Annotated in this window: 13 protein-coding genes; 5 read left to right on the top strand and 8 right to left on the bottom strand. The window is 63.0% G+C overall.

What is annotated here, in order from left to right; genetic code table 11:
* Positions 1 to 261 precede the first annotated feature (261 nt).
* Positions 262 to 726: an Hsp20 family protein gene (locus NKJ23_RS22505; protein WP_023675381.1), complete on the top strand. Its 465-nt coding sequence runs from the start codon at positions 262 to 264 to the stop codon at positions 724 to 726.
* 89 nt (positions 727 to 815) lie between these two features.
* On the opposite strand, the gene NKJ23_RS22500 is transcribed toward NKJ23_RS22505, so the two are convergent.
* Positions 816 to 1,868: a threonine aldolase family protein gene (locus tag NKJ23_RS22500; protein WP_352682485.1), complete on the bottom strand. Its 1,053-nt coding sequence runs from the start codon at positions 1,866 to 1,868 to the stop codon at positions 816 to 818.
* A gap of 475 nt (positions 1,869 to 2,343) precedes the next feature.
* Between NKJ23_RS22500 and gltB the strand changes: the two genes are divergently transcribed.
* Positions 2,344 to 7,074, top strand: coding sequence for a glutamate synthase large subunit (gene gltB, locus NKJ23_RS22495; RefSeq protein WP_352682484.1), 4,731 nt, complete (start codon positions 2,344 to 2,346; stop codon positions 7,072 to 7,074).
* 143 nt (positions 7,075 to 7,217) lie between these two features.
* Complete coding sequence (locus NKJ23_RS22490; RefSeq protein ID WP_352682482.1) at positions 7,218 to 8,672, top strand: glutamate synthase subunit beta; 1,455 nt, start codon at positions 7,218 to 7,220, stop codon at positions 8,670 to 8,672.
* A 22-nt stretch (positions 8,673 to 8,694) separates the two neighbouring features.
* On the opposite strand, the gene NKJ23_RS22485 is transcribed toward NKJ23_RS22490, so the two are convergent.
* Positions 8,695 to 9,942, bottom strand: a complete 1,248-nt coding sequence (locus tag NKJ23_RS22485) for an SGNH/GDSL hydrolase family protein (RefSeq protein ID WP_352682480.1) — start codon at positions 9,940 to 9,942, stop codon at positions 8,695 to 8,697.
* A 26-nt stretch (positions 9,943 to 9,968) separates the two neighbouring features.
* The gene (locus NKJ23_RS22480) at positions 9,969 to 11,195 is read right to left on the bottom strand and encodes a lytic murein transglycosylase (RefSeq protein ID WP_352682478.1); all 1,227 of its coding nucleotides are present in this window, start codon (positions 11,193 to 11,195) and stop codon (positions 9,969 to 9,971) included.
* A gap of 207 nt (positions 11,196 to 11,402) precedes the next feature.
* Here NKJ23_RS22480 and galU point away from each other — a divergent pair, with 207 nt between their 5' ends.
* Positions 11,403 to 12,308 (top strand): UTP--glucose-1-phosphate uridylyltransferase GalU, encoded by a 906-nt coding sequence (galU, locus tag NKJ23_RS22475; protein ID WP_352665519.1) that lies wholly within the window; start codon positions 11,403 to 11,405, stop codon positions 12,306 to 12,308.
* A 132-nt stretch (positions 12,309 to 12,440) separates the two neighbouring features.
* On the opposite strand, the gene NKJ23_RS22470 is transcribed toward galU, so the two are convergent.
* Complete coding sequence (locus tag NKJ23_RS22470) at positions 12,441 to 14,180, bottom strand: outer membrane beta-barrel protein (RefSeq protein WP_502894798.1); 1,740 nt, start codon at positions 14,178 to 14,180, stop codon at positions 12,441 to 12,443.
* A gap of 177 nt (positions 14,181 to 14,357) precedes the next feature.
* Between NKJ23_RS22470 and NKJ23_RS22465 the strand changes: the two genes are divergently transcribed.
* A complete protein-coding gene (locus NKJ23_RS22465) occupies positions 14,358 to 15,359 on the top strand; it encodes a KpsF/GutQ family sugar-phosphate isomerase (protein WP_023675389.1) in 1,002 nt (333 codons plus the stop codon).
* A gap of 7 nt (positions 15,360 to 15,366) precedes the next feature.
* Here NKJ23_RS22465 and NKJ23_RS22460 read toward each other — a convergent pair whose 3' ends face one another.
* The 4 genes from NKJ23_RS22460 to NKJ23_RS22445 all read right to left on the bottom strand — a co-directional run bounded on the left by NKJ23_RS22460 (position 15,367) and on the right by NKJ23_RS22445 (position 20,166).
* Positions 15,367 to 15,831 (bottom strand): NfeD family protein, encoded by a 465-nt coding sequence (locus NKJ23_RS22460; RefSeq protein WP_352682474.1) that lies wholly within the window; start codon positions 15,829 to 15,831, stop codon positions 15,367 to 15,369.
* Between the two features lie 10 nt (positions 15,832 to 15,841).
* Positions 15,842 to 16,792, bottom strand: coding sequence for an SPFH domain-containing protein (locus NKJ23_RS22455; RefSeq protein WP_352682472.1), 951 nt, complete (start codon positions 16,790 to 16,792; stop codon positions 15,842 to 15,844).
* 131 nt (positions 16,793 to 16,923) lie between these two features.
* A complete protein-coding gene (hemH, locus tag NKJ23_RS22450; RefSeq protein ID WP_352682469.1) occupies positions 16,924 to 17,988 on the bottom strand; it encodes a ferrochelatase in 1,065 nt (354 codons plus the stop codon).
* Between the two features lie 150 nt (positions 17,989 to 18,138).
* A complete protein-coding gene (locus tag NKJ23_RS22445) occupies positions 18,139 to 20,166 on the bottom strand; it encodes a 5'-nucleotidase C-terminal domain-containing protein (protein ID WP_352682467.1) in 2,028 nt (675 codons plus the stop codon).
* Positions 20,167 to 20,241: the final 75 nt, after the last annotated feature.

Raw genomic sequence — 20,241 nt, 5'->3', positions numbered from 1 at the left:
ACCTGTTCGTGATCTCGAGAACAGTTTTAGTGCCGCCTGGCTGAACGCTCGCCGAAGCCACGGTTCATCTGCCGTTCATCGGCATCGGGACGTGGGCCGGGACCGGTCCCGTTCGGACGCGGGAAAATCTTGAAATGCCGTCGCCGGCTTCCCAAATTTGTCATGCGGTCGCCAATGTCGGGGCCGCTGGCCAATCCGGAACGCCGTCACGGGTTTCGCACCGGCCATACGCAACCTTGTTGCTCAACAGGAGAACACACCATGCGTCACGTTGATTTTTCCCCGCTCTACCGTTCGACCGTCGGTTTTGACCGGTTGTTCACCATGCTCGATTCGCTTGCGCAGCCGGAAGGCCAGACGTATCCGCCTTACAACATCGAGCGCACGGGCGAGGATGCCTATCGCATCTCGATGGCTGTGGCCGGCTTCTCGGAAGATGAGATTTCGATCGAAGCTCACCGCAATGTGCTGACCGTCAAGGGTGAGCGCAAGGAGGAAGGCAATGGCGAAGGCTCCGAACTGCTCTATCGCGGTATCGCCAGTCGAGCCTTCGAGCGCCGCTTCCAGCTTGCCGATCACGTCGAGGTTGTCGGCGCCGCGCTGAAGAACGGCCTGCTCTTCGTCGACCTCAAGCGCAACATCCCCGAAGAGCTGAAGCCGCGCAAGATCGCGATCACCTCGGCTCCGGCCAAGGCCAAGCAGATCGAGGCCAAGACTGCCGCCTAAGCCAGGCAGCTAAACTCCGGGACGCCAACTCCCCGGGAAGAAAGGGCGGTGCAGCAATGCGCCGCTCTTTTGCTGGTGGGCAAGGCTTGCTATCCGGCGAGCAGGTAGCCGAAACGGTCGACCTCGTCGGGCGTGGTCGCGAAGCTGGTGACAAAGCGATAGAGCGCTTCGTCTTCGCCAATGTAGCCGTCGTAGCCGAGCGGCCTGTGCCAGTCGTGGAAGGCCGCCCCTGCCGCTTGCATTCTTTCGGCCTCGGCCTTTTTCATGACTGCGAAGACCTCGTTCGCCTGCGGCAGCCAGGCCAGCCGGGCCGAAGGGGAATCTTCTATCGCCGCGGCAAGCCGTGCCGCCATCGCATTGGCGTGCCGTGCTGTGTCGAGCCATAGCCCACCCCTGAAATAAGCATCGAATTGCGCGGCGATGAAGCGCGATTTCGAGAACAGCTGGGCCGCGCGCTTGCGCAAAAAGGCCAATTCCTTGGCTCGCTCGAGGTCGAACAGCACGATCGCCTCGGCGCACCAACAGCCATTCTTGGTGCCGCCAAAGGAGAGGATGTCGACACCGTGCTTCCAGGTCATTTCGGCCGGCGTCGTTTCCAGCGCGACGAGCGCATTGGCAAAGCGGGCCCCATCCATGTGCAGCGGCAATCCGTGCTGCTTTGCGATCGCCGAAATCCTGGCGATTTCGTTCAGCGTGTAGACGGTGCCGACTTCGGTCGACTGGGTGATCGAAACGGCAACCGGCCGCCCGGAATGGACGTTTTCGGGTGCGAAACGGTCCACCGCCCGTTCCAGATTGCCGGCATCGATCCTGCCGAGTGCGCCTTCGACTGTATAAAGCCGCGAACCGCCGGTGAAATATTCCGGTGCACCGCATTCGTCCTCGATGACGTGCGATTCGCGATGGCAGAAGGAAATGCCGCCTGGCTTGTTATAGGTAGTCAGCGACAGCGAATTGGCAGCGGTGCCGGTGGCGACGAAAAACACCGCGACCTCGCATTCGAAGATTTCATTGAAGCGCTGGTAAACGGCCTTGTCGAGGGCACCGTCGCCATAGGCGGTGGAGAAGCCGTCGGCATGGCCCGACAGGCCGGCAGCGATACGGGGATGGGCGCCTGCCCAATTGTCGGAAGCGAAAATCATGCGTCTGCCTATGCTGGGGAAATCGATGCGAGCTTGGCCGCTTTCGCATGCCGGCCGCAAGTGGCAGATGCCGAAAATCCGCTAAAGCCAGCGAAACGCATGAGCGTAGATGCAGCGACTGAAGGCTACGCTGACACGGCGTTCCGCGCAATTTTCTGTCGCGAAAGCCTCAAGAATTTTGTGAATCGGTCTTGTGTGCATCCAAAATTTCTGTCATAAAAATTTAGGACAGTAGTGCTGTCTTATTTTGTCGCACAAAACTGGCCGCATTGGCATATGATTGCGCCTCTGCGGCATTGCCGCGAGCGACAGCTAGACAGCCTGGCTCCGGCCTGTACGAATACCATATGCGAACGATGCGGAAAGCCGCACGGTCGGCAAGAATTTCGCAAGACGTGCCGCAAGATTGAAAGGGGAGCCACGCGCTTCCCGACGGAAACCAGCGCCCGAAGGGGACGGAACGGAGGACAGGACGATGACGGACATGACGCCATCTGCGACGAAGGCCGCGCAGACGAAAGCGGCAGCCGTCAAAAATCCGTCCCTGACCAATATTGGGCGAACCAGCACCGGCTATGCCGCGCACGGCCTCTATGATCCGCGCAACGAGCATGATGCCTGCGGCGTCGGCTTCATCGTCAACATGAAGGGCGTGAAGTCGCACCAGATCGTCGAGGACGGCCTTGCCGTGCTCGAAAACCTGACGCATCGCGGCGCCGTCGGCGCCGATCCGCTGATGGGCGACGGCGCCGGCGTGCTGGTGCAGCTGCCGGACCGCTTCTTCCGCGAGGAGATGGCCAAGCAAGGGGTCGAACTGCCGAAGCCCGGCCACTATGCCGTCGGCCACGTGTTCATGCCGCGCGACCCGGAGCTGCAGGCGCATATCGAAGGCATCATCGCCGAGGTGGCGCAACTCGAGGGCCAGCCGCTGCTCGGCTTTCGCGACGTGCCTGTCGATAATTCATCGCTGTCCAAGGCGCCCGACATCGCCGCTTCCGAGCCGGTGCACCGGCAGGTGTTCCTGGGCCGCGGCGCCGAGATCGAGAACGACGACGATTACGAGCGGCGGCTCTACATCCTGCGCAAGGTCATTTCCGGCCGTATCCACGAAGAGACCAAAGGCGTCGACAACGGCTTCTATGTCGTCTCGATGTCGTCGCGGACCATCGTCTACAAGGGCATGTTCCTGGCCTATCAGGTCGGCGCCTACTACAAGGACCTCACCGACCCGCGTTTCGAGACGGCGCTGATCCTGGTCCACCAGCGCTTCTCGACGAACACGTTCCCGTCGTGGAAGCTGGCGCATCCCTACCGCATGGTCGCCCACAATGGCGAGATCAATACGCTGCGCGGCAACGTCAACTGGATGGCGGCGCGGCAGGCCTCGGTCGATTCCGAACTGTTCGGCAACGACATCTCGAAGCTGTGGCCGATCTCCTATGAAGGGCAGTCCGACACCGCCTGCTTCGACAATGCGCTCGAATTCCTGACGCAGGGCGGCTATTCGCTCGCCCACGCCATGATGATGCTGATCCCGGAAGCCTGGGCCGGCAACAAGCTGATGGGTCAGGACCGCAAGGCCTTCTACGAGTATCACGCAGCCCTGATGGAGCCGTGGGACGGGCCAGCGGCGGTTGCCTTCACCGACGGCCGCCAGATCGGTGCCACGCTCGACCGCAACGGGCTGCGGCCGGCGCGCTACATCGTCACCGATGACGACCGCGTCATCATGGCCTCGGAGGCCGGCGTGCTGCCGGTGCCGGAGGAAAGGATCGTCAAGAAATGGCGGCTGCAGCCCGGCCGCATGCTGCTGATCGACCTGGACAAGGGCCGCATCGTTTCCGACGAGGAGATCAAGTCGGAGATCGCGACCAGGCACCCCTACAAGAGCTGGCTCGCCAACACACAGCTCATCCTCGAGGATCTGAACCCGGTCGAGCCGCGCGCCCTGCGCAGGGATGTCTCACTGCTCGACCGCCAGCAGGCGTTTGGCTACACCCAGGAGGACACCAAGCTGTTGATGTCGCCGATGGCGACCACCGGCCAGGAAGCGGTCGGCTCGATGGGTACCGACACGCCGATTTCGGCAATGTCGGACAGATCGAAGCTGCTCTACACCTATTTCAAGCAGAATTTCGCACAGGTCACCAATCCGCCGATCGACCCGATCCGCGAGGAGCTGGTGATGAGCCTGGTGTCCTTCATCGGGCCGCGGCCCAACATCTTCGATCTTGTCGGCAATTCGCGCCGCAAGCGGCTCGAAGTGCGCCAACCGATCCTGACCAATGGCGATCTGGAGAAGCTGCGCTCCGTCGGCCACACCGAAGACCGTTTCGACACCAAGACGATCGACATCACTTACGGTTCGAATGAAGGCGCGGCCGGCAAGCAGGGCGCCATCGACCGGCTATGCGAGCGCGCCGAGGCGGCGGTCGCCGGCGGCTACAACATCATCATCCTGTCGGACCGTCAGCTCGGCCCGGACCGCATCGCCATTCCGGCACTGCTGGCGACTGCGGCCGTGCACCATCATTTGATCCGCAAGGGATTGCGCACGTCGGTTGGGCTCGTCGTGGAATCCGGCGAGCCGCGCGAGGTGCATCATTTCTGCTGTCTCGCCGGCTACGGCGCCGAGGCGATCAATCCCTATCTCGCTTTCGACACGCTGCTCGACATGCACAAGCGTGGCGAATTGCCGGCGGAGGTCGATGCCTACGAGGTCGTCTCCCGCTACATCAAGTCGATCGGCAAGGGCATCCTGAAGGTCATGTCCAAGATGGGCATCTCGACCTACCAGTCCTATTGCGGCGCGCAGATATTCGACGCCATCGGGCTCAAGTCGGACTTCGTGCAGAAGTACTTCACCGGCACGGCGACGCTGATCGAAGGCGTCGGGCTGGACGAGATCGCCGCCGAAACGGTCAGCCGCCACACCGACGGCTTCGGCAACGACCCGGTGCTGCGCAACAGCCTCGAGGTCGGCGGCGAATACATGTTCCGCATGCGCGGCGAGGCCCATATCTGGTCGCCCGACGCAGTGGCGACCTTGCAGCACGCCGTGCGCCAAGGCTCGTGGGAGACGTTCAAGGACTATTCCGCCCAGATCGACAGCGAGACGGCGCAGGCGCAGACCATTCGCGGCCTGTTCAAGATCAAGCTTGCGCAAGAGACCGGGCGTAAGAAGGTCAAGCTCGACGAGGTGATGCCGGCGGCCGATATCGTCAAGCGCTTCTCGACCGGGGCGATGTCCTTCGGCTCGATCTCAAGGGAAGCGCACACGACACTGGCGCGCGCCATGAACGCCATCGGCGGCAAGTCGAACACCGGCGAGGGCGGCGAAGAGGCCGACCGCTATCTGCCACTGCCGGGCGGCGGCAAGAACCCCGAACGCTCGGCAATCAAGCAGGTCGCTTCGGGACGCTTTGGCGTCACGGCGGAATATCTGGTCAATTCCGACATGATGCAGATCAAGGTCGCGCAAGGGGCGAAGCCCGGCGAGGGCGGCCAGCTGCCGGGCCACAAGGTCGATGCGACCATAGCAAAGGTCAGGCACTCGACGCCGGGCGTCGGCCTGATCTCGCCGCCGCCGCATCACGACATCTATTCGATCGAGGATCTGGCGCAGCTCATCTACGACCTGAAGAACGTCAATCCGGCGGCCGACGTATCGGTCAAGCTGGTCTCGGAAGTCGGCGTCGGCACGGTTGCGGCCGGCGTCGCCAAGGCGCGTGCCGACCACATCACCATATCAGGCTATGACGGCGGCACCGGCGCTTCGCCGCTGACCTCGCTCAAGCATGCCGGCAGCCCGTGGGAGATGGGCCTTGCCGAGACGCACCAGACGCTGGTGCTCAACGGCCTCAGGTCGCGCGTCGCGCTGCAGGTCGATGGCGGCCTGCGCACCGGGCGTGACGTCATTATCGGCGCACTGCTCGGCGCCGACGAGTTCGGCTTTTCGACCGCGCCGTTGATCGCGGCCGGCTGCATCATGATGCGCAAGTGCCATCTCAACACCTGCCCCGTCGGCGTCGCGACACAGGACCCGGTGCTGCGCAAGCGCTTCAAGGGCACGCCCGAGCACGTCATCAACTTCTTCTTCTATGTGGCGGAAGAGGTGCGGGCGCTGCTTGCCGAGATGGGCTACACCCATCTCGACCAGATCATCGGCGACACCGACCTTCTGGAAAAGCGCGAGCTGATCCAGCACTGGAAGGCACGCGGGCTCGACTTCAGCAAGATGTTCTACAAGCCCGATGCGCCGCACGAGGCGGTGCACTGGACCGAGCGGCAGAAGCATCCGATCGACGACGTGCTCGACCGCAAGCTGATCGAACTCGCAAAGCCGGCGCTCGAAGCCAGGCAGCCGGTCAGTGTCGAACTGCCGATCCGCAACGTCGACCGTTCGACCGGCGCCATGCTGTCGGGCGAGGTGGCAAAGCGCTTCAAGCACAAGGGCCTGCGCGAGGACACGATCTCGGTCAAGCTCACCGGCACGGCCGGCCAGTCCTTTGGCGCCTTCCTGGCGCGCGGTGTCTCGTTCGAACTGGTGGGCGCTGCCAACGACTATGTCGGCAAGGGCCTGTCGGGTGGCCGCATTGTCATCCGCCCGCCGGAGAACACGAAAATCGTTGCTGCCGAGTCCATTATTGTCGGCAATACCGTGCTCTACGGCGCAACCGAGGGCGAGGCCTATTTCTGCGGCGTTGCCGGCGAGCGTTTTGCCGTGCGCAATTCGGGTGTCGCCGCCGTCGTTGAAGGCGTCGGCGACCATGGTTGCGAATACATGACTGGCGGTATCGTCGTCGTCATCGGCCAGACCGGCCGCAACTTCGCCGCCGGCATGTCGGGCGGCGTCGCCTATGTGCTCGACGAGGCGGGTGATTTCGCCGAACGCTGCAACATGGCGATGGTCGAGCTGGAGCCGGTTCCGGAAGAGGACGACCTGATGGAAAAGCTGCTCCACCATGGCGGCGATCTCGACCATAAGGGCCGTGTCGACGTATCCGGCGATATGACCAGCCACGACGAGGAGCGGCTCTACCAGCTGATCTCCAACCACGTCCACTATACCGGCTCGGTACGAGGTCGCGAAATCCTCGACGACTGGGCGACTTTCCGGCCGAAATTCCGGAAGATCATGCCGGTCGAATACCGCCGCGCGCTGATCGAGATGGAGCGGATGCGCATGAACGTGGCGGCGGAATAGATTTGGAAATTGCCGGGAGGCCGTGCGTCCTGGCAACCATCTTCATCAACAATCCTGACCTCGGACCGAAGGTTGCCACGGCTGCCTTATGAGGTTAACGGGTGCGTCGCCAGGCGTGCCTTCCGGACAGCAGGGACTGGACTATGGGCAAGGTAACAGGGTTTCTCGAGATCGACCGGCAGGTGCACAAGTACCAGCCGGCTTCCGACCGCATCCGGCATTTCCGCGAGTTCACGCTCCCGATGTCGGACAAGGAGGTCGAGAAACAGGCCGCGCGGTGCATGGATTGCGGCATTCCGTATTGCCATGGACCGACCGGCTGCCCGATCCACAACCAGATCCCGGACTGGAACGACCTCGTCTACAATGGCGACTGGGAAAACGCGATCCGCAACCTGCATTCGACCAACAATTTTCCGGAATTTACCGGCCGCATCTGCCCCGCACCTTGCGAGGAAGCCTGTACGCTGAACCTCGAGGATATTCCGGTCGCCATCAAGACGATCGAGCAGGCGATTGCCGACAAAGCCTATGAAACCGGCCATATCCGGCCCTATCCGCCGGAACGGAAGACCGGCAAGCGCGTCGCGATCATCGGCTCGGGGCCGGCAGGCATGGCGGCTGCCCAGCAACTCGGCCGCGCAGGCCATGACGTTCACGTCTATGAGCGCGAGAGCCGGCCGGGCGGGCTGATGCGCTACGGCATCCCCGATTTCAAGATCGAGAAGCATTATATCGACCGGCGCATCGAGCAGATGCAGGGCGAAGGTGTCAGCTTCCATTGCGGCGTCAATGTCGGCGTCGACAAGCCGGTCGCCGAACTGCTCGCCGAATATGATGCCGTGCTCTATTGCGGCGGTTCCGAAACGCCGCGCCCGGCCAACATCCCGGGCGACGATCTCGACGGCGTGCACGACGCCATGCCCTATCTGGTGCAGCAGAACAAGCGTATCGGCGGCGAGCCGATCCAGTCGGTCGCATGGCCGTCGCGCCCGATCGTCGCCGGCGGCCAGCATGTCGTCGTCGTCGGCGGCGGCGACACTGCCTCAGACTGCGTCGGCACCGCCTTCCGCCAGGGCGCGGTGCGCGTCACCCAGCTCGACATCCGGCCGCAGCCGCCGGAAAAGGAGGACAAGCTGTCGGTCTGGCCCTACTGGGCGACCAAGATGCGCACGTCATCGTCGCAGGCCGAAGGCGCCGAGCGCGAATTCCAGGTGGCGACGCTTGAATTCATCGGCGAAGACGGCCAGCTGACCGGGGTCAAATGCTGCGAGGTCGACGAAAAGCGCAAGCCGATCGCGGGCACGGAATTCGTCATCCGCGCCGATCTCGCGTTCATCGCCATCGGCTTTGCCGGGCCAGCCGCTCGCGGGCCGATCTCGGAACTCGACGGGCAGATGAAGATCGTCACCGACAGCCGCCGTTCGAAGAATGTCGAGGCCAATGACCGGGACTACAGGACCAACGTCGAAAGGCTCTATGCGGCGGGCGACGTGCGGCGCGGCCAGTCGCTGGTCGTCTGGGCGATCCGCGAGGGCCGCCAGGCGGCGCGCGCCATCGACGAGGCGCTGATGGGATCGAGCGTGCTGCCGCGCTGAGCCCGTTCCGAAGACGTTCTGTTTACTGGCGGATCGCCGTCGTCGTATCGGATGCGGCCGCCGTCGCAGGTTGTGTCTTGGGCGGCCAGGAGAAGTCATCGGCGCGGCCCGGTGAGGCGTCGGGCGCCTTGCCCTCGACGATCAGCCTTTCGCCCGGCAAATTCTTGTCAGCTTTTGCCGGCGGGGCGGCGCCGAGAAGTTCCGAGCCGCCGTCCAGCGCCGGATCGCTGAGCAGCATCGGCACGGTGCGATCGACAGCTATCGGTGCCGCAGCAGGTGCCGGCGCCTCGACGGGAGCGCCGGCCGGGGCAGAAGCCGTCACCACGCTTCCCGGCGCGGCCAGCCCAAGGATCTTCATCAGCGGCTTTTTGGTATAGAAGGCGAGCTTGCGCTTGCCGGCCTTCGACATGTTGATGCCGTCGTCGGAGCGCAGGCGCACCGATTGGCCGTTGATGTCCGGTCCGCTGGTGATGAAGGCGCCGTTCTCGTCGACGAACCCGTCCCAGACGTCGACGAATTCGCCGCCGTGGCTTTCGGCGGACGAGCGGAAGATGTCGTTGAAGGCCAGCATGTCGGAGGTCATTTTCGAGACCCGGAAGGCCGGCATGCCGACCCACAGATACGGCACCTTGGTTGCGGCGATGGCCTTGCCGAACGCATCGGTCCGGCGCTCGTATTCCTTGGTCCAGTTTTCGGATCGCGGCTGCTCGCGTACATCGCCGACGCGCATCTGCTGCCGGTCGTTGGATCCGAGCATGACGACGACGGCTGCCGGTTTTTCGGCAGCGATCAGCGACTTGACCTGGTCTGGCCAGTTGTAGACATCGTCACGCACGAAGCCGGACGATCCGTTGGCACGGACGACGATCCTGACGCCGGTGTTTTCGGCAAAGGCGGCGTCGAGCCCCTCAGCCAGCCCAGACGCCATGAAATCGCCGACCACCAGAACGACGCGTGCATCCGGCGCCTTCTCGGCCACCGGGGTTGTCGGCTCGGCCGGCGGCGGCCGGCGAACTGACCGGGGCTTTCTCAGCTTGGGCCTGGGCTTTGTTCTCTGGAATTCTCTCTGGAATTCGGGCGGCGGCTGCTCAAACCGCTCGCTTCTGCGCGGAAACAACAGGTCGCGCAGCGACCAGCCACGACTTTCCGGCTCCTGCGCCATGGCCGAGGTATGAAAGGCACTGGCGGCGCCGACTGCCAGAACGGCGATCGCCAGAACCAGGATCGGCACGCGACGAACGATTAACCGGATGCGCGCAGCCGAAACCAATCACCCTCTCCATCCCGCAACCGGCTCTAGTTCTGCCTGAGCCATTTGAGCACTTCCTTGCTCGGATACCCGTCCTGGGTCAAGCCGGCCTTTGCCTGGAAGGCCATGATGGCGGTTTTCGATCCGTCACCGATCTTGCCGTCGAACTTGCCGTCGTAATAGCCGTGCTCGGAAAGTCGCTTCTGAAGCTCCTGCCTTTCCTCGAAGGAGAGCTTGGTAAATGGTCGCTTCCAGTCCTGCACAAGCCCGCCATAGCCGGCGATTTCGTCGGCAAGAAGGCCCACGGCGAGCGCATATTTGTCGGCATTGTTGTAACGCTTGATGACCGAGAAATTCTTGATCATCAGGAAAGCCGGCCCGCCGCGACCGCCGGGCAGCTTCAACGTCGCCTTGTCCGCACCGTTCTTGAACGGCTTGCCGTTGGCACGGGTGACGCCCAGCGCCTGCCATTGCGACAGCGACTTCGAGCCTCCGGGCAGCTTCTTGCCGTCCGGAAGGCTGACCTCATAACCCCAGGTCTTGCCTGCCTGCCAGCCGTTCTTCCTCAGCAAATTGGCGGCTGTCGCCAGAGCGTCGGGAATCGAATTCCAGATGTCGCGCTTGCCGTTGCCGTCCATATCGACCGCATAGGACTGGTAGCTGGTGGGGATGAACTGGGTATGGCCCATCGCGCCGGCCCATGAGCCGCTGAGATGGCTTTCGTCGATGTCGCCGGTCTGCAGGATCTTCAGCGCCGCGATCAGTTGGGTGCGGGCAAATTTCGCTCGCTTCGGGTCGGCATAACCAAGCGTCGCCAGCGAGCGCACCACATTGCGCATGATATCATCGCGCTTGAGGGTTTCGCCGTAGTTAGATTCCATAGACCAGATGGCCAGCAGGATGTAGCGGTCGACGCCGTATCTTGCCTCGATCCTGTCCAGCCAAGGCTTCCATTTCCTTGCCATCTGCTGGCCGACGGCGACCGACTGGTCATGGACGCGGTTGTCGAAATAGTCCCAGGCGGGTGCGGTGAATTCGGGTTGAGTACGGGCCTTTTCCAGCACCACCGGGTCAGCATCGTTGATGCCCTTGAATGCCTGGTCGTAGACGGAGCCGGAAACGCCGCTCGCCACGGCGGTAGCACGGAAGCTGGCGACCCATTGGCGGAAGCCGGCATCGGCAAAAGCCGGCCCGCTGGGCATGAGCAAGACAAACGAGAGGCTGGCGGCCGTCAGGACGCTGGTGAAGCGCCTTGCGGCGTTGCGAACGGACATCTTTTCCTCCTTCTTCATCTCAGGAAGACTATTCATCGCCGAACCCGGTTAGCATTTGGTTTACCATAGGTGCCGTCCGGGGTGAAAAGATGCGTCAATGCTTTACCAGCTGAGATTTCTGACCCGCCGTTCAGTAATCCTCGATTTCGGCATGAAAATGTCTCGAATCGGGATTGCCGAACAAGCATGCAAATGGATAATTGGCACATGAAGAGAGTTCGCAAGGCAGTGTTCCCGGTTGCCGGTCTCGGCACGCGCTTTCTCCCCGCCACCAAGGCCATTCCCAAGGAAATGCTGACGGTCGTCGACAGGCCGGTCATCCAGTATGTGGTCGATGAGGCGCGCGAAGCCGGGATCGAGCATTTCATCTTTGTGACCGGCCGCAACAAGGCGGTCATCGAGGATCACTTCGATGTCCAGTTCGAGCTCTACGACACGCTTGCGCAGCGCGGCAAGGACGACCAGCTCGCCCGCCTGCAGCGGCTGCAGCCGGCGCCGGGGCAGACCAGCTTCACCCGCCAGCAGGTACCGCTCGGCCTTGGTCACGCCGTCTGGTGCGCGCGCGAGCTCGTCGGCGACGAGCCCTTTGCGCTGCTGTTGCCCGACATGATCATGCAGTCTGAAAAAAGCTGCATGAAGGACATGGTCGAGCTTTACGCCGAGACCGGCAACAACATCGTCGCCGTGCAGGAATGCGATCCGGCCGAGGCGCACAAATACGGCATTGTCGGCCGCGGCGAGGACGCGCATCACGGTTTCCGCATCACCGGCATGGTGGAAAAGCCGAAGACCGGCACGGCGCCGTCGAACCTCTACATCAACGGGCGCTATATCCTGCAGCCGGAGATATTCAAGATACTCGAAGGTCAGGAAAAAGGCGCCGGCAACGAGATCCAGCTCACCGATGCAATGCTGAAGCTGCAGAAGCAACAGCCCTTCTACGGCTACCACTACCGCGGGCGGACGTTCGACTGCGGCTCGCCCGAAGGCTTCGTCGAGGCCAACGTTGCCTTCGCACTGTGGCGCAGAGACATGAATGCCAGCATGGCCGGTGTCATTCGCACGCTTCTCGACGAACTCGCGCCGTCAGAACGCCGCGGTGTAGCCTTGTAGTTTCAACACCGGTTGCCGCGCTGATCGGCTAAAGCGCGCCGCGTTCGACCGGCCTCATGCGACGCGCTTTAGGTTCTTGTTTTAGGCAAGTCGTTATCGCAAAACCGCTGCACACTTTTGCGCGACATGCATTTAGCGCTGCAACTTCAAGCCGACGAAGATACTGTTGGCCGTGTAGTCGCGCCCAACCAGGTTGCTGGTCAGTTTTTCAGTCCTGGCGCGGGTGGTGAGCCCGGTGTAGCGGTTCAGCCACCACGTCAGCCCAGCCTCGGCGCTCAGCGTCAAATCATGATCGTCGGAGCCGGTATAGTCGCGCCATTCAAGGCCGAGAGCGGCATTTCCGGTCAGGTTGGCGCGAATCTGCCGCTCGCCGGTGAGGCTGCCGGAATAGAGCATGTCGCCGCTTTCGCCCGCATTCGTCGTGTTCTCGGCGGTCGTCTGTGCGGTGAGCCCGATCGTGGTGCCGCGTTCCGGCGACCATTTGAGATCGGCATTGACCGTCGCGCCCGAAATAGCCGGCAGGGCATCGTCGTCGATAGCTTCGCGCAGCCAGCCGACCGAGAACTCGCCGGTAAGCTTCTCGCGGAGATCGAGCTCGACGCCGGCCCGTGCGCCAAGCCTGGTCGAGGAGCGCTGGAAGCCGTTTGGATCGACGCGCAAATCATAAGCGCGCCGGCCGATCTCGATTTCGGTGAACGGGGTGATGGCAGGCGAGATCTCGTAACCGGTACGCAAAATGGCCGTGTAGAGCGTCGAGTCGCGGCCCTTCTGCGACAGCGATCCGCCCGACGAAAGCTTGGCGTCGCCAAAGATGTCGTGCTCGACCGCGCCGGTCAGCGCGAAGCGCATCTTGCCGGCATCCTTCTCGACGGCGAGACTGCCGTTCACGGTCTGGCGCACCGGCTGGCCAACGGCGCCGACGACCGCGTCCGGCGCCGAGGCCGATTCGGGCAAGGCCTCATAGCCCAGCTTGGCGATGGCGCGCAGATCATTGTCGAGATCGATGTTGAGTGTGCCATCGACGCGGCCTTGCGCCTCGTGAATGTCATAGCCGGACAAGGTTTCGCGGAAGATGCCATAGCCCTCAACCGTCGCCGAATTCTCCCGCCAGTCGGAGACGGCGTTGAAGCGCAGCGTCGTTTCCGACAGCAAGGCCGGCTTGCCGAGGCTGCTCGAATCGGCGTTTGTCGAAGACGTCAGGCCTTGCTCGAGCGTCGGCCGGATCACGAAGGAGCCGAGCTTGATGCCGGTGGCGGCGAACGGGTCGTCCTCGTTCTTCTTGTCCTGGCCTTCGATGGCTTCGGTGCGCTCGGCGCCGGGGTCGAGCTTGAGCCTCTCGGCGGAATCGATGGTGACGGCACGGCGGTTGACCGTATCCTGCTCGTCTATGGCGGCGGTATCGGTGTCATCGGTCGCCGCCGCGGCTGCAGTCGCGGTTCTCTTGCGCTTCTGGCTGTCAGCGGTCTCGTCTTCGGCGTTGGCCGCATTGGCGGCGCGTTGCGTCGCGCTTGGCCGCCGTCGGGGGGGCGGAGCAGGGTTGTCGGGAAATGGATCGCCGCTGGCCGCTGGTTGATCGAAAGTGCCGCCGGTTGTGGCCGCCTCGCCCGTGCCGTCGTCAGGCAACGCCCCTTGGCTGGCCGGGCGATAGGTAGGCAGCGGCGTATTGTCGTTGGCGGTTGCAGCAGCCTGCGCGGCTTGGGTTCCGGCTATGCTCGATTGCCTGATCTTGTACTGCTGGTCGTCCAGGATTGTCGATTCCGAAACCTCGCCGCGCAACTCGGTTTCCTGGGCGCAAAGCAGTGCCGGCCGCGACAACGCAAAGACACTGGTTGCCAGCAGCAAAGCGCAGACCGCCTTGCCCTTTCGTCCCATTTTGTTTTGAGGCTGAAACCCGGACATCGGCACCACTGCTTGCGCGGCGCACGCGCGCCATACTTACGAAACCGTAAATGGGGATGGTTAACGGAGCGTTGAGGCATGGCCCGTCAGGAGGTTCGGGACGGCAATTCCGTTGGACAGGCGCGCGCCGAAGCGCTAATCGCATCGTCCATGGACGTGAAATCCCCAGACAGGAAGCGGCATGACGGGCAGGCCGCGATTGCCTCGGCGCTGAGAACCGTGGCGACGGAGCAGGCCGGCGTCGCGGCACTGGCAGACGCTCTCGAAAACGGGCTGGCCGAGCCGTTCGCACGAGCCGTCGGCATGGTGTCGCAGATCGATGGCCGCGTCATCGTCACCGGGGTCGGCAAAAGCGGCCATATCGGCTCGAAGATCGCCGCAACGCTCGCCTCGACCGGCACGCCGGCCTTCTTCGTCCACCCTGCCGAAGCCAATCACGGCGACCTTGGAATGATCGCCAGAAACGACGCCATAATCGCGCTTTCGTGGTCGGGCGAAAGCCTTGAGCTCAAGGGCATCATCGCCTATTCGAGGCGCTTCTCGATCCCGCTGGTCGCGGTCACCGCGGGTGAAAAATCGGCTCTGGCGCGCGCGGCCGACGTTGTGCTTCTGCTGCCGCGAGCACCGGAAGCCTGCCCGCACGGGCTTGCGCCGACGACCTCGACACTATTGCAAATGGTGATGGGCGATGCGCTGGCCATCGCGCTCCTCGAGGCACGCGGCTTCACCCCGGACCATTTCCGCACGTTCCATCCCGGCGGCCAGCTCGGAGCCAACCTGACGCAGATCCGCGAGATCATGCATGTCGGCGACAGGCTGCCGCTGGTGTCGTCAGGTACCGGCATGCGCGAGGCAATCCTCGAATTGTCGCGCAAGGGGTTTGGCTGCGTGGCCGTGACTGCCGCGGACGGCAAGCTGATCGGCATCATCACCGATGGCGACATCAGGCGCCATATCGGCAGCGATCTCCTGGCAATGAGCGTCGATCAGGTGATGACCAGAGAGCCGAAAATGGCCGCGCCCGACACGCTTGTTGCGACGGCGCTGCAGACGATCAACGACTCGGCTATCACCAGCCTGATGGTGGTCGAAGGCAGGCGGCCGATCGGGCTCGTCCATCTGCACGACCTGCTGCGCATCGGTGCTGCCTAGCGGGCTTCTAGACCGCCTCGACCGTCAGTTCCAGGTCGGTATCAGCGGCGCCCGTCACGCGCACTTGCGTGCCGGCCGGCAGGTCAGGGCCGGAGACGCGCCACAACGTGTCGCCCAGCTTTACGCGGCCGCGCCCGTCCTTGATCGGCTCGGCAAGGGTCGCCGTCCGGCCGACCATCTGTGCGCCGCGACGGTTGAGCAGGGGCTGGTCGGTTTCATCATGGCGCCCGCCCACCAGCCGCTTGCCGACATAGGCCGAGATCAGCGACAGCGCGAGGAAGGCGAGGACCTGGACTTGCCAGGTCCAGAAACCGGCATCCCAGATGAGCAGTGAGACGACGCCGATCAACAGCGCGGCAATGCCGATCCACAGCATGAAAATGCCCGGCGCGATGACCTCCATTACCAGCAGGACGAAGCCGAGGACCATCCAGCTCCACGGGCCGAGTTCGGAAACAATGCGGTCGAGCATGGCTGTGGCCTCAGGTTTCGCTCGGACGAACGACTGGCGGGCGGGTGGCCCGTCGTGCGGCACCGGCGGTGCCTTCGCTTCGGAAAACTTCCTTGGCGATTTCGCCAATACCGCCGAGTGTGCCGATCAGCGATGAGGCCTCCATCGGCATCAGCACGAGCTTGCTATTTGTCGCTGAGCCGATCTTGGTCAGCGCTTCGGTGTATTTCAGCGCGACGAAGTAGTTGAGCGCCTGCACGTCGCCTTTGGAAATCGCCTCCGACACCACCTGCGTGGCGCGTGCTTCAGCCTCGGCCGAGCGCTCGCGCGCCTCGGCATCGCGGAAGGCGGCTTCCTTGCGGCCTTCGGCCTCCAGGATCTGCGATTGCTTGAGGCCTTCGGCGGCGAGGATCTGCGCGCGCTTATTGCGCTCGGCCATCATCTGTCGGCCCATCGATTCGACGAGATTGGCCGGCGGGTTGATGTCCTTGATCTCGACACGAGTGATCTTGATGCCCCAGGGATGCGCCGCCTCGTCAACGACGCGCAGCAGGCGCTCGTTGATGGCGTCGCGGTTCGACAAAAGTTCGTCGAGGTCCATCGAGCCCATCACGGTGCGGATGTTGGTCATCGTGAGATTGAGAATCGCATTCTGCAGGCCGGAGACCTGGTAGGCGGCCTGCGCCGCGTTGAGCACCTGATAGAAGGCGATGCCATCGACGGCAACGGTGGCATTGTCGCGGGTGATGATCTCCTGCGTCGGAACGTCGAGCACCTGCTCCATCATGTTCATCTTGGCGCCGACACGGTCGACGAAAGGCACGATCAGGTTGAGGCCTGGGTTCAATGTCTTGGTGTAACGGCCAAAACGTTCGACGGTATAATTATAGCCTTGCGGAATTGTTCGGATGCCCTTGATAAGCACCAGCACGACAAGGGCGACAAGAACAAGAAGCGCGATATCAAAACCACTGAAACCCATTTGGCTCTCCCCTCAAAGGCCGGCCATGTTGGATATTCCACGCGACCGATTCCCATCAAACACTTAAGTGTGTTTCAGCAATGTTACAATCAGGTGATCACGGATTGCGGGTGCATAGACGGGTGATCTGTTCAGGCCCAGCCGGACAGCTCGCGCCGCACCATCGCCTCGATTACCGCCATGCCCTCGGCGCTGTCGTTGAGGCAAGGGATGTGTGCGAACTTTTCGCCGCCGGCATGATGGAAGGTCTCGGACGCTTCCCTGCCGATCTCGTCCAGCGTCTCGATGCAGTCGACGGAAAATCCTGGATTGACGATGGCGACCGATTTCACGCCTTCGCGCCCTAGTCTTTCGACCGTCTTGTCGGTGTAGGGCTGCAGCCACTCCTGCGCGCCGAAGCGCGACTGGAAGGTGGTAATCAGCTTGTTTTCATCCCAGCCGAGCTTTTCGCGCAGCAGTCGGGTCGTCTCGAGGCAATGGGCCTGGTAGGGGTCGCCCTTGTCGGAATAGGGTTTCGGAATGCCGTGATAGGAAGCGATGACAATTTCCGGTTCGAAGTCGAGGCTAGCCAGATGCTTTTCAATCGAACGGGCGAGCGCCTCGATATAGGCCGGCTCGTTGTAATAGGGTGGCACGCTGCGAATGGCCGGGGCGCGGCGCATCTTCATCAGCGCGCGAAACAGCTGGTCGTTGGCAGTCGCAGTCGTCGTCGCCGAATATTGCGGATAGAGCGGGAAAGACAGGATGCGGTCGCAGCCTTGCTCGACCAGTCTCTCGGCCACGCTCTCGGTCGAAGGGTTGCCGTAGCGCATCGCCCAGTCGACGACGATATTGGGTAGCTCGCCGAGCGCGAGCCCGAGCTTCTCGGCCTGGGCGCGGGTGTAGGTTCGCAGCGGCGACTCGTTGCGCTCCCGGTTCCATATCCTGGCATAGTTGGCCCCTGATTTCTTCGGCCGGGTGGTGAGGACCACGCCGTAGAGGATCGGATACCAGATCGCCTTGTTGAGCTCGATGACGCGCGGATCGGACAGGAACTCCCGGAGGTAGCGCCACATCGGCTTGAAGCCGGTGCCGTCCGGGGTGCCGAGATTGATCAGCATGACACCGACCTTGCCGGTCCTGACCAGAGGGCGCCCTGCCGACGGCGAGGCGGCAGTCTTCTCGGCTTTGATTTCAGCAGGGTTGGCAAGCGTCATGAGGTTCTCCAACACCGCGAACCAACGGTGCCGCGGCGAAAGTAGCGATGCCGCGCCGGTTTTCAAATGCTGCGTCTGGCCGCACCTTATCCCAGAAATGCAACACCCGCCCGGTCTGCCGGGCGGGTGCATTGCGTTCCTGCGGCCGGATTACTTCGAGGCCGCCGGGATCGTCAAGGTTGCGCCGACCGGAAGGCGGCGTGGCTCGTAGGCTTTGTTGGCATCGGAGATTATTTTCCACTTGGTGCCGTCGCCATAAGCCTTCACCGCGAGATCCCAATAGGTATCGCCGGCGACGATTACATGGCTGCTTTCGGCCGGTGCCGGCTCAGCCGGAGCAGGGGTCGCCGGAGCCGGTGTGGCCGGAGCCGCAGGTGCCGCCGGCTGGGTCGGCTCGGCGGGTGCGGGTGCCGGCGCTGTTTCAGCCGGGACGGCCGGCGGCGTCTTGGAAATGTCGCCGGAGCCGGCCGGCATTTCGGGCATTGCCGGCTCAACGGGCTTTGCCGGCGCAGCCTCAGCAGGTTTTGGCGGTTCGGCAGGGTTGGCAGGTTCTGCGGCCGGGGCCACGGTCGCGGCGATCTCGGTGATGCGGCCGTCGAGCTTCGGCGTATAGGGCCGGTGCGCGCCTAGGTAGTCGGCGACGACCTGTTCCAGCCCCGGGCCGTAATCATAGGCGTTCTTGGCCTTCTCGGCGAACACCTTGTAGCCGTCGCCGCCCTGGCGGACATAGTTGTTGGTGGCGACCAGGTAATCCTTGTCGGGCTTAATCGGCGTCCAGGCGCCGCCTTCCATGACCTCGACCGATTTGACGCGTCCGTTAGGCGGCGCCGATTTGTCGAACGCATATTTCAGGCCGGCAACCTGCGGGAAGCGCCCGGCGCCGTCCTCGACCTGGCTGAGGCCGCTTTCGAGGCCGGCAACCAAATCCTTGCCGGAGATCTGGAAGGTCGCCAGCGTGTTCTGAAACGGCAGGACGGTGAGAACCTCGCCCATGGTGACGGTGCCCTGGTCGATCGAGGCGCGCAAGCCGCCGCCATTCGAGATGACGATCTCGACACCTTGGCCCTTGACCCGGTCGAGGACGGCGTCGGAGACCAGATTGCCCATCTCGCATTCGCGGGCGCGGCAGTTTTCGCGACTGCCGTCGATCGCCTTGGTGGTCTCGGCGACTTCCTTGTTCTTCAAGGCCTCGATCGGCGCGCCGAGTTCCTTGATGCGGGCAAGCACCGCGGGGTCGGGCGTGATCGATTTGTCGAGATGGATGGGATCGCCGCTTGCCTCCTTGACGACGCCGTTGTCGTCGAACACGACCTTGAACTCGCCGAGATATTTCGAATAGGACGCCGCCTGCACGACCGGCACTTTGTAACCGTCCGGATTGTCGACCATCGTCGGATATGGGCCTTCCGCCTTGGGGTCGGTGTTGGACAGCAGCGAATGGCTGTGGCCGCCGACCACCACGTCGATGCCCGGGATATTGGCGATCACGTCGCGCTCGCGCTTGTAGCCGATATGGGTGACCGCGATGATCTTGTTGACGCCCTCTCGCTTCAGTTTCTCGACCTCAGCGGTGATCGACTTGACGTCGTCTTCGATGGCAATGTTCGGGCCAGGGGTGGCAAGCTCCGGCGTGTCATTGGTGACCGCGCCGACGATGCCGATCTTCTGGCCGCCGACCTCGACCACGATCGACGGCTTGACGCGGTCGCCGAGCTTGGATTGCGCATTGGCCTTCACATTGGCGCCGAGCACCGGAAACTTGATCATGTCGAGGAACGGCGCCAGCGCCGACTCGCCATCGTCGAACTCATGGTTGCCAAGCGCCTCGGCGTCGAATTTCATCTGGTTGAGGAATTCGCCCTCGGTCTTGCCCTTGTAGGTCGTGTAGAAGAGCGAGCCCTGGAAATTGTCGCCGGCGCTGAGCAGCAGCACGTTCTGGCCCTCCAGCTTCTTGCGCTCCTGCGCGATCGCGGTGACCAGGCGGGCGGCACCGCCGACGCATTCGCCCTTGGTCTCCTCCTCGGCCGAGCAGGTCGATTCGTACTTGTTGTTGCTCTCGATGCGGCTGTGCCAGTCGTTGATGTGCAGGATGTTGAGCGTGTAGTCGGCAAAGGATACCCCTGCCGACAGGCCAAGCGCCGATGCCGACAGCGCGGCGATGGCAGCAATCTTCTTCATTCTCGTCTCCCGGATAACTTGACCAGAGGCGTTTAACGCTCTTGTTTGACTGGGATGTAACAGCCCTCTTGGGCT

Source organism: Mesorhizobium sp. M0184, from assembly GCF_040322215.1.
GTDB lineage: Bacteria > Pseudomonadota > Alphaproteobacteria > Rhizobiales > Rhizobiaceae > Mesorhizobium.
The sequence above is the reverse complement of the archived record's forward strand: the minus strand, read 5'-3'. Positions and strand labels throughout refer to the sequence as shown.